This window comes from Vibrio sp. 1641, assembly GCF_033339995.1.
GTDB lineage: Bacteria > Pseudomonadota > Gammaproteobacteria > Enterobacterales > Vibrionaceae > Vibrio > Vibrio alginolyticus.
Genome location: NZ_JAWOVP010000011.1, coordinates 110842 through 119840, shown reverse-complemented (window position 1 = coordinate 119840; position 8999 = coordinate 110842). Strand labels below are relative to the sequence as shown.

Annotated in this window: 8 protein-coding genes and 1 rRNA gene; 1 reads left to right on the top strand and 8 read right to left on the bottom strand. The window is 42.8% G+C overall.

From position 1 onward, the window contains the following. The 8 genes from R7Z47_RS18755 to R7Z47_RS18720 all read right to left on the bottom strand — a co-directional run. Positions 1-75 (bottom strand): 16S ribosomal RNA (locus R7Z47_RS18755); the annotation flags it as partial. A 485-nt stretch (positions 76-560) separates the two neighbouring features. Continuing rightward, entirely contained in the window at positions 561-1814 is a 1254-nt protein-coding gene (locus tag R7Z47_RS18750) for an HD-GYP domain-containing protein (protein WP_005381029.1), read from the bottom strand. Positions 1815-1944: 130 nt separating this feature from the next. After that, positions 1945-2943, bottom strand: a complete 999-nt coding sequence (locus R7Z47_RS18745; protein WP_005381031.1) for a LacI family DNA-binding transcriptional regulator — start codon at positions 2941-2943, stop codon at positions 1945-1947. 104 nt (positions 2944-3047) lie between these two features. Next, entirely contained in the window at positions 3048-3803 is a 756-nt protein-coding gene (gene chbG, locus R7Z47_RS18740; protein ID WP_054579416.1) for a chitin disaccharide deacetylase, read from the bottom strand. An 18-nt stretch (positions 3804-3821) separates the two neighbouring features. Beyond that, entirely contained in the window at positions 3822-5144 is a 1323-nt protein-coding gene (locus R7Z47_RS18735) for a 6-phospho-beta-glucosidase (protein ID WP_054579417.1), read from the bottom strand. Between the two features lie 12 nt (positions 5145-5156). Beyond that, a complete protein-coding gene (locus R7Z47_RS18730) occupies positions 5157-5468 on the bottom strand; it encodes a PTS lactose/cellobiose transporter subunit IIA (RefSeq protein WP_031777269.1) in 312 nt (103 codons plus the stop codon). 51 nt (positions 5469-5519) lie between these two features. After that, entirely contained in the window at positions 5520-6854 is a 1335-nt protein-coding gene (locus R7Z47_RS18725; protein WP_005381064.1) for a PTS sugar transporter subunit IIC, read from the bottom strand. 87 nt (positions 6855-6941) lie between these two features. Continuing rightward, positions 6942-7247 (bottom strand): PTS sugar transporter subunit IIB, encoded by a 306-nt coding sequence (locus tag R7Z47_RS18720; RefSeq protein ID WP_025767645.1) that lies wholly within the window; start codon positions 7245-7247, stop codon positions 6942-6944. Positions 7248-7494: 247 nt separating this feature from the next. Here R7Z47_RS18720 and R7Z47_RS18715 point away from each other — a divergent pair, with 247 nt between their 5' ends. After that, the gene (locus R7Z47_RS18715) at positions 7495-8778 is read left to right on the top strand and encodes a carbohydrate-binding protein (protein ID WP_054577132.1); all 1284 of its coding nucleotides are present in this window, start codon (positions 7495-7497) and stop codon (positions 8776-8778) included. The last annotated feature ends 221 nt before the right edge of the window (positions 8779-8999 follow it).

The window sequence follows — 8999 nt, the reverse complement described above, 5'->3', positions numbered from 1 at the left end:
TCGTTTCCGCTCGACTTGCATGTGTTAGGCCTGCCGCCAGCGTTCAATCTGAGCCATGATCAAACTCTTCAATTTAAGATTTTGTCGGCTCAATGAATACTGAACATTACATAATGTAATGTTTGAATTGACTGTGCTGAATCCGAAGATTCAATGGTCACTTCGTTTCATTGAAACCTAATTTGATACCGAGGTATCGAATTGGATTATCATCAACGAGTGCCCACACAGATTGATAGGTCTATATTGTTAAAGAGCTTGCTTTGCGAGAAGTTTTTCTCTCAAAGCGGAGGTGCATTCTAGCGATTTAGTTGTTAGTGTCAAACACTTTTTAAACTAATTTTTTGTAGAAGCTTTTTACCTCTTCGACCCTGCTGAAGCATTGTGACGTCTGCCGTGTCGATGGATGCGCATTATAGGGAGAAGATTTTCTTTGGCAATACTAAAAATGCATTTTTTCTAAAAAAACATGCCAAATGGATACTTTCCATCCAACCCCAAAATTACCCAGAAATAACACTCAGGATTTATACAATTTACCCACAAAAAGCTGTGGATAACTACTCATCGCTATCAAAGAAATAAGAAATACGCGAACGCGGATTTAGATACTCTTTTACTTTATCCGGTAATTTTGACGGATGAATCGCGTTAACTATCTTTATATCTTTTGACGCAAGATCAATGATTGGCGCTTGCGTCCTTGGTACTGATGGATCGTAAACCAAGACATTCGGGAATAATAAATGCGATGCATTCACTGAGATAACCAGGCCGACCATATTATTAGAAAGCTGAACTACGGTACCCGGAGGAAACACGCCCATAAACTTAATTAGGATGTTCAGGTTCTCTTCTTTATATAGGTGTTTACAGTTCTTATATAAATGAGAGAGTGCGGTATAAGGAATCTTTTGATCTGAGACTATCGGTGTATGACACAAGTTATCAAACGCATTGGCTACAGCAATAATTTGAGCAAACTCGTTGATCTCATCTCCTTTCAGGCCTTTAGGATAACCAGACCCATCTCTTAGCTCATGGTGCTGCGCGATCACAATTCTCGCGACTTCGGGAAAAGCCTCGATTTGACTCGCAAGATCGACGCCATATTTAGTGTGCAACTTTAAGTAGTTGGTTTCTGGCTCTGTTAGAGGTAGTTGCTTTCTTAATATTGCAGTCGGGATTTTTATTTTCCCGATATCATGGAATAGTGCGGAGAAGGAAAGCTCTTTCAACTGTGCTGCTGAGTACCCTTTAGCACGGCCAATCATCATCGAGATAACAGCCACGTTCAATGAGTGGAAATAAATATCTTCAAACTCATTTTTTCCGTTCATCAGATGTAACGTAACATTATCATCGCACATTAACTTCTCGACGATATCTTCAATAAGAAGCTTTGCTTCATCAACTGCTGCTGTCGGACGGTTACGGATTTTAGTCATGACTGAACGCATACGTGCCAGAGAGCGCTCAAACTCTTTTTCACACTGAATCACGCGTCGACGGTATGCACTTAACTTTTCTATGCGGTTCTGTTTTTCTTGCCACATTTTTTGAGTTTCATGATCTAACGACGCTTCATTTGTTACTCTGTCAGCTTGTCTTTGATCAACAGGGAGTGGAACGGCATCGCTTTGCTCTGGATTAAAGTAAACGAACTTTACGCCGAGGTGGCGGATCATCTCGACTTGCTCTTGGTCTTTAATCTTAAAGCTATTGAGTAGAAAGGGGTGATCGTTCCACTTTAGCGGAAGACGGATATGTAATCCGGGTTGAATACGATCGACCGTTAGTTTAATGGCTGCCACTTATTCACTACTGATTTATATTTCTTAAGAGAGTTAGAATACTAGTAAATTTTGTGAATAAATTCATCAGTAACTATCAAAACATCAAACCGTTATTTCTAAGCGACTCACTTAATTAGATAGAAGTAAGCTACTTTAAGGAGCGATCTGCTTTGCGTATTTTAAGCTTGGCCTCGAACACTGGCTTGTCTATTACTTCTTGATCTTTGACTAGCCCCATTAACGTTTGTACCGCTACACGGGCCATGTCACTGATAGGAAAGTGCACTGCTGATACTGTAGGGTAAAGACTTTCACAAAGATCAACACTGTCAAAGCTAGTTAATGAGATTTGCTCTGGTACAGAAATACTGTGCTCGTGTAAGTACTGCATTGCGCCAACCGTCATTTCTTCACTGCACGAAAAGACAGCCGTCACATCAGGGTGTCGTTGTAAAATTGCAGCCATTGCATCATAACCACTTTGCCGACCATAATTCCCTTCTTCACACCAGCTTTCATCAATATCTATACCAGCATCCTTCATTGCATCAATATACCCAAGCTTTCTCAATACACTGTTATGACGTTGGGATGGACCGGCAATACAAGCAATCTTTCGATGACCACCAGCTAAAAGGTGCTCAACGGCAATACGGCTTGCATGATGATGGTTAAAGGTAACACAACGCTCTTCTATTCCTTCCACGTAGCGATCCAGGAGAACGAAAGGTGTTGGCTGTTTAGCTAATTCACGTAAGTCATCATCTGACAAATAACGACTATGAAGTACATAGCCGTCACAACGTAAATCATTAAAACGCTGAATTGCCTCTTTTTCACCTTGTGCAGAATGATGGCCTTGAGCTGTAATCAAAAACTTCTTATGAATATCCAGCTCGGTCTGAACCTGCTCCATCATCTCGCCAAAGAAGCCCCCCGTATAGTAAGTCACCAATAACCCAACCATATTACTGGATGAGGTTGCGAGTGAACGAGCAATTGCACTAGGACGATAATTCAATTGCGCCATAGCTTGCTCTACTTTTTTTCGAGTTTCCTCGCGAAATTTCCCCTCTCCATTAATAATTCGAGAAACGGTAGAGCGATTTACACCGGCGAGTTCGGCTACATCTTTAATCCTTGCCATAATGCTATTGGGTCCAACTGCAATTGTTATTAAATATTCGTTTGTGTAGAACGGCTGCCAGCAATTCGTAAGGTGCTATAGGGGGCGAAGCTGGCAGCCTTTAATCATACACCGACCATTTGATTGGTAGAAACAAGCTCAGAGTAATCCGTGACAGTTATGCCATGATGAGCTAACTGTTCTTTTAAAATGGGAGAGGTAAGAACTTGTAACTCTAGCTCTCGCTGAAGCGCATAGCCACTCTTTAAGATAAGCGCCTGATCGGCCTCTGCCGGGTGGCACATCACCTCAACCAAGTCATAGTCAGCTTTTAAGCTCAATAGATGTGCCATTAAGCCATCCAAGCTCACTTTTTGATCATAAAACTCATCAGTAAAGATATATCTGATTGTCATCGATTCTTGACACAAGCCAGTGCCCCGCAGTGGCACTCTGTATTCATTCGCTACTTCTTTAATAACGGGCAAAATTTGAGGGTGAGTATGCGCGTGATGATGGCTATCTAAGTGGCTTAGCTCTAACCCAAGCGATAAAAAATGTTCCACCTGAGCTTTTGCTTCATCATAAATGACCTGAGTTTCGAAGTCCTGCTTACTCCAAAGTTCGTCATAGTTGATAAAGTGCGCTCGGCCGTTGGTCAAGTTAGGATGCTTCGTTATAGGCACACCTGCTGTAAACCTAAGATGAACGCCAATTTTCAAGTCTGGATTATGGCGAGCTAGTTCTAAGGCATGTTGCTCAGCATCCATACCCACCATCATGGTGGTTGAATGAACCACACCTTGCTGATGAGCTTTAACGATGCCGCTATTTACACCTCTCGTTAAACCAAAATCATCAGCATTAAAAATGACTTTCATCGGCGCCCTTCCTTAGTCTTACAACGTCGTTAGTTTAAATTGAGGTAAATACGGAGCGTTCACCGCTAGGATATCATCCAGGATTGACTTGGCGCGGCCAATGTCAGGCACCAATGGGTTATTGGTTAATGCCATAAGCGCCTTGTCATAATTACCTTCGACAGCAGCTTCTATTGTTAGCTGCTCATACGCTTTAACTTGATGGAGTAATCCTTTGATATTGTTTGACAACTCGCCAACCGCAAGAGGTTTCGCCCCCCAGCTACCAATCACGGCACTACATTCAATCACAGCATCGTCAGGTAGGCCGTTGATCGCTCCATTATTTAAAACGTTAACAACATGAATACTATTACGATTGTTATAAATTGAATCAACTAGGTTCAGTGATGCATCAGAATAATAAGCACCACCCCGCTCCTCTAACTCTTTCGGCTTATGATCGAGGGTAGGATCTTGATAGAGCTTAAATAGCGCATTTTCTGTTTCCATTACCTGCTCAGCACGAGTGCCTTTTTCATCGGCACTTTGTTTCTCTTCAGCAAGCATGGCATCAGTTTGGTAGAAGTAACGATGATAAGGACATGGTATCGCCCCCAGTGCTTTTAGAAATGCCGGATCCCACGGCTCTTCCCAGATATTCTTCATACTGAAGTTGGCACCATCACCAACTTTCTCTAATACCGTTTGAGTAATATCTTCCCCATTGAGCCATGCTTTGTGTACCCACACGAGATGGTTTAACCCAGCAAACTCAAGTTGTAGCTCTTTTGGCTCGCACTCCATCATTTCTGCAATCATCATTTCCATTGAAACGGGCACATTGCATAAACCAATACTTTTTACTTTGGTGTACTTACTGACCGCTTCGGAAACTAAACCCGCTGGGTTGGTGAAATTGAGCATCCATGCGTTTGGAGCCAACTCTTCAATGTCTTTACAGATATCAAGAATGACCGGAATGGTTCGCAGTGCTTTAGCAAAACCACCAGGGCCCGTTGTTTCTTGGCCGATGACGTCGTACTTGATTGGGATTCGCTCATCATTAGCGCGAGCAGCAAGGCCACCAACACGAAACTGCGTCATCACAAAATCCGCATCTTTTATCGCAGCACGGCGATCGAAACTGGCTTTTATCTCAATTTTTGCTCCGGCTTTATCGACCATTCGCTGAGCCAATCCTTTGATGATCTCAAGCTTCTCAGCTCCTGACTCAATGTCCACAAAATGAATTTTCCTAACGGGTAAATATTCTAAGCGCTTAATAACCCCTTCAACCAATTCCGGGGTATAGCTACTACCACCGCCAATAATGGCAAGTTTGATCGCCTCTCTAGACATTTTCATCCCCCTTTATTTGTTCGAGATTTTTTTGTTCAGTGCGACGATTTCTACAGCCATCTCTTGAGCCAAAATCGTAGTCATTAGGTGATCTTGAGCATGCACCATCACTAACGTCATCGGGACTTTCCCTTCTCCCTGATCTTCTTCAATAAGCTGAGTCTGTATTAAGTGGGCTTTATTAATGCACTCTCTTGCTTGAGAGAGCTTCTCATCAGCCGCTTCAAAATCTTGTTCTCGAGATAAACGCAATGCCTCGTAGCTTAAACTTCTGGCTTCACCAGCATTGCAAATGATCTCCATTACAACCAATTCTTGTTCCATCATTTTCTCTCCGAAAATCGGGCCGCGGTAATTGCGGCCCATTAAGTACAGTTAAGCAGTAACGCCTTCGCCTGACGGCTGCGTGTCACCTTTAGTTTCCTTCGTCGTTGGTAGTTCTTGCTCCAACATTTGCTTCTCAAACATTTTGAAGAATGGGAAGTAGATGATTAGATCAAGAATTAATAAACCAATGACGAGCAATACTGGCGCAAAGGTCCAACCGCTACCCCACGAAGCACCTATCAGTGCCGGTGTTGTCCAAGGTGTTGTAGCGACACCCATACCCACAAAGCCGACATGCACAGCAAAATACGCAATCGTAGCGTTGATGACTGGAGCGAAGACGAACGGGATAAACAAGGTCGGGTTCATCACAACTGGGCTACCGAAGATCACAGGTTCGTTGATTTGGAAAAAGCCAGGCACCGCACTCATTCGACCAATGCTCTTAAGGTGAACAGAACGGCTAAACGACATCAGCATAACAAGAGCAAGTGTTGCACCAGAGCCGCCAATAAAGATGTAAAAATCCCAGAACGGTTGAGTAAATACGTTTGGAATCGGTTCACCTGCAACAAAGGCTTCAATGTTGGCACCAATGTTGGTCAAAAAGATTGGAGAAAGCAGTCCAACAACAATTGCAGCACCATGAATACCCGCAAACCAAAGCAGCTGGCAAAGCAATAAAGCGCCAATAATGGCAGGCAATGAGTTAGACGCACTAATTAGCGGTTTAAAGATAGCCATAACAGCGTCTGGAATCAGCATGTCGTACTGGGTTTGTACGAAAAGGCTAAGTGGATATAAGGTAATGAATATCGCTAAGACTGGTAGCAATACTTCAAATGATCGCGCAATCGCCGGTGGCACCTGCTCTGGCATGCGAATCGTAATATTGTGCTTTTTCATAAAACGGTAGAGCTCCACCGAGAAAAATGCACACATCACTGCGGTGAAGATCCCGGTTCCGCCCATGTGAGACATAGACAACGCGCCATCTTTAGCTGGGGCCGCAATGAGTAAAAAAGACATTAGTGACAATACAGCACTCGTGATCCCATCCATCTTGTAAGCCTTAGCTAAACTATAAGCAACGCCCAGCGAAACAAAAATGGTCATGATCCCCATCGACATGTTGTAGGGCATCATTATGGTATCAAAATGTGTAGTGGCGAAATCGAGCCAAATTCGACCAAAAGTAAAGGTTGTATCTTCGGCAAATGGGGGGAATGCAAAAATCAAAATGAAACTACCGACAATAATAAACGGCATTGCGACAATAAAACCGTCTCTCATTGCGCGAACATGGGGCTGATTCCCCACTTTAGCTGCTATAGGGGCTATATGCTTTTCGACTGCGCCTATAATTGCGTCATAAAGCTTCATAGAGTCCATCCTTATTTTAGGCAAAAGAATCCCGCATCAAATATTTATATTTGATGTACAGTTATCTTTTTAATTTAAAACTATGGTTTAGTTAATTAATTCTAATGCTTGCTCTAGTACTTCTTCTCCCTTCATCATTCCATAATGCTGAGGAGAAATAGCATCAATGTTTTTACCATGCTCTTGCGCCGTTTTTCTTAGCTCTTCTAGCTGAAAACGTACTTGAGGCCCGAGAAGACAAACATCGTACTCTTTAATTGCATCTTCAAACGCATTCACTGACATTGCATCAATTTTGCACTCAATTCCTTTATTTTCAGCAGCTTGCTCCATTTTCTTAACAAGCATACTGGTGGACATCCCTGCGCTACAGCATAAAAGGATCTTTTTCATAGCCTTACTCCCGTTGTGTAAATTTCAACCTATAAAAACTGTAGCAAAAATAACCAAGACAAAAAAGCGCAACCGGTTGCATTATTCGTGAACACAATCCCAATTTAGAAAATACCACCTATTTTTTTGTAATTATTTAGGTCTAGGATAAAAGTCATAAAATATTTTAAGACATCACATTAAGTTTCAAATTATCAATATTTTACTACTGACAACGTCGTTATTAATTTCTTAAAAGGAATAGAGAATGAAATTTAATAAATTGGCTATTGCAACGCTTGTAAGTGCCGCACTATCACAACACTCATTTGCTCAAACCGGCTCTAAAGGCACCATTTATCTAACGTTTGATGATGGACCAATCAATGCATCTATTGACGTTATTCAAGTACTTAACCAGGAAGATATCAAAGCGACGTTTTACTTTAATGCTTGGCATTTAGATGGAATTGGTGATGAGAATGAAGACCGTTCCCTAGAAGCCTTAAAGCTCGCATTAGACACTGGTCATATTGTTGCGAACCACAGTTACGATCACATGGTGCACAACTGCGTGGATGAATTTGGACCGAACAGTGCTGCGGAGTGTAATGCGACCGGGGACCACCAGCTTAACTCGTATCAAGACCCTGTTTACGACGCCTCCATGTTTACGGAAAACTTATCTGTGTTAGCAAAGTATTTGCCGAACATTACAAGCTACCCGAACTACAAGGCAACAGAATTTGCTAGACTGCCCTACACCAACGGTTGGCGAGTGACGAAAGACTTCAAAGCAGATGGGTTATGTGCCACGTCTGATGACCTGAAACCTTGGGAACCAGGATATGTGTGCAATACATCCAACCCATCCAACAGTGTAAAAGCAGCTATCGAGGTTCAAAATATCCTAGCGAATAACGGCTATCAAACTCATGGTTGGGATGTGGACTGGGCACCTGAAAATTGGGGCATTGAAATGCCAGCAAACAGCCTTACAGAAGCAGAAGCATTTCTTGGATATGTGGATTCCGCGTTAAACACTTGTGCACCAACAACGATTAACCCGATCAACTCCAAAGCTCAAGAGTTCCCATGTGGTACACCTTTACACGCCGATAAAGTTATCGTATTAACTCACGAGTTCCTATTTGAAGATGGTAAGCGTGGCATGGGTGCAACGCAAAACCTACCTAAGCTCGCTAAGTTTATACAGTTAGCAAAACAAGCGGGTTATGACTTCGACACAATGGATAACTACACACCGAACTGGCAAGTTGGTCATAACTACGACGCTGGCGATTACGTCTTACACCTAGGTACTGTATACCAGGCTGTAACAAACCATGCTGCACAACAAGATTGGGCACCGTCTCCAACCTCTAGCCTCTGGACAAATGCGGACCCAGCCACTAACTGGACTCAAAATGTTTCCTATAAACAAGGCGATGTGGTGACTTATCAAGGTTTGCGTTATCTAGTTGATGTACCGCACGTGTCCCAAGCAGACTGGACTCCGAACACTCAAAATACCTTGTTCACAGCTCTATAGGCTGTTCCTACTATCACCATGTAGTAGTTTGCGCGAGGCATACCCCTCGCGCTTTTTTGTTTTGAAGATCCAGATACAACAAAGCCCCGACTTTCATCGAGGCTCTGTCTTAAAATATGGTACCGGTGGACGGAGTTGATTGGACTGGCATCCCTGCCGCCACCGCGAAGGCAACGCTAACTTCCTTTTGATATTTACGAGCACCTAAAACGACGAAAGGC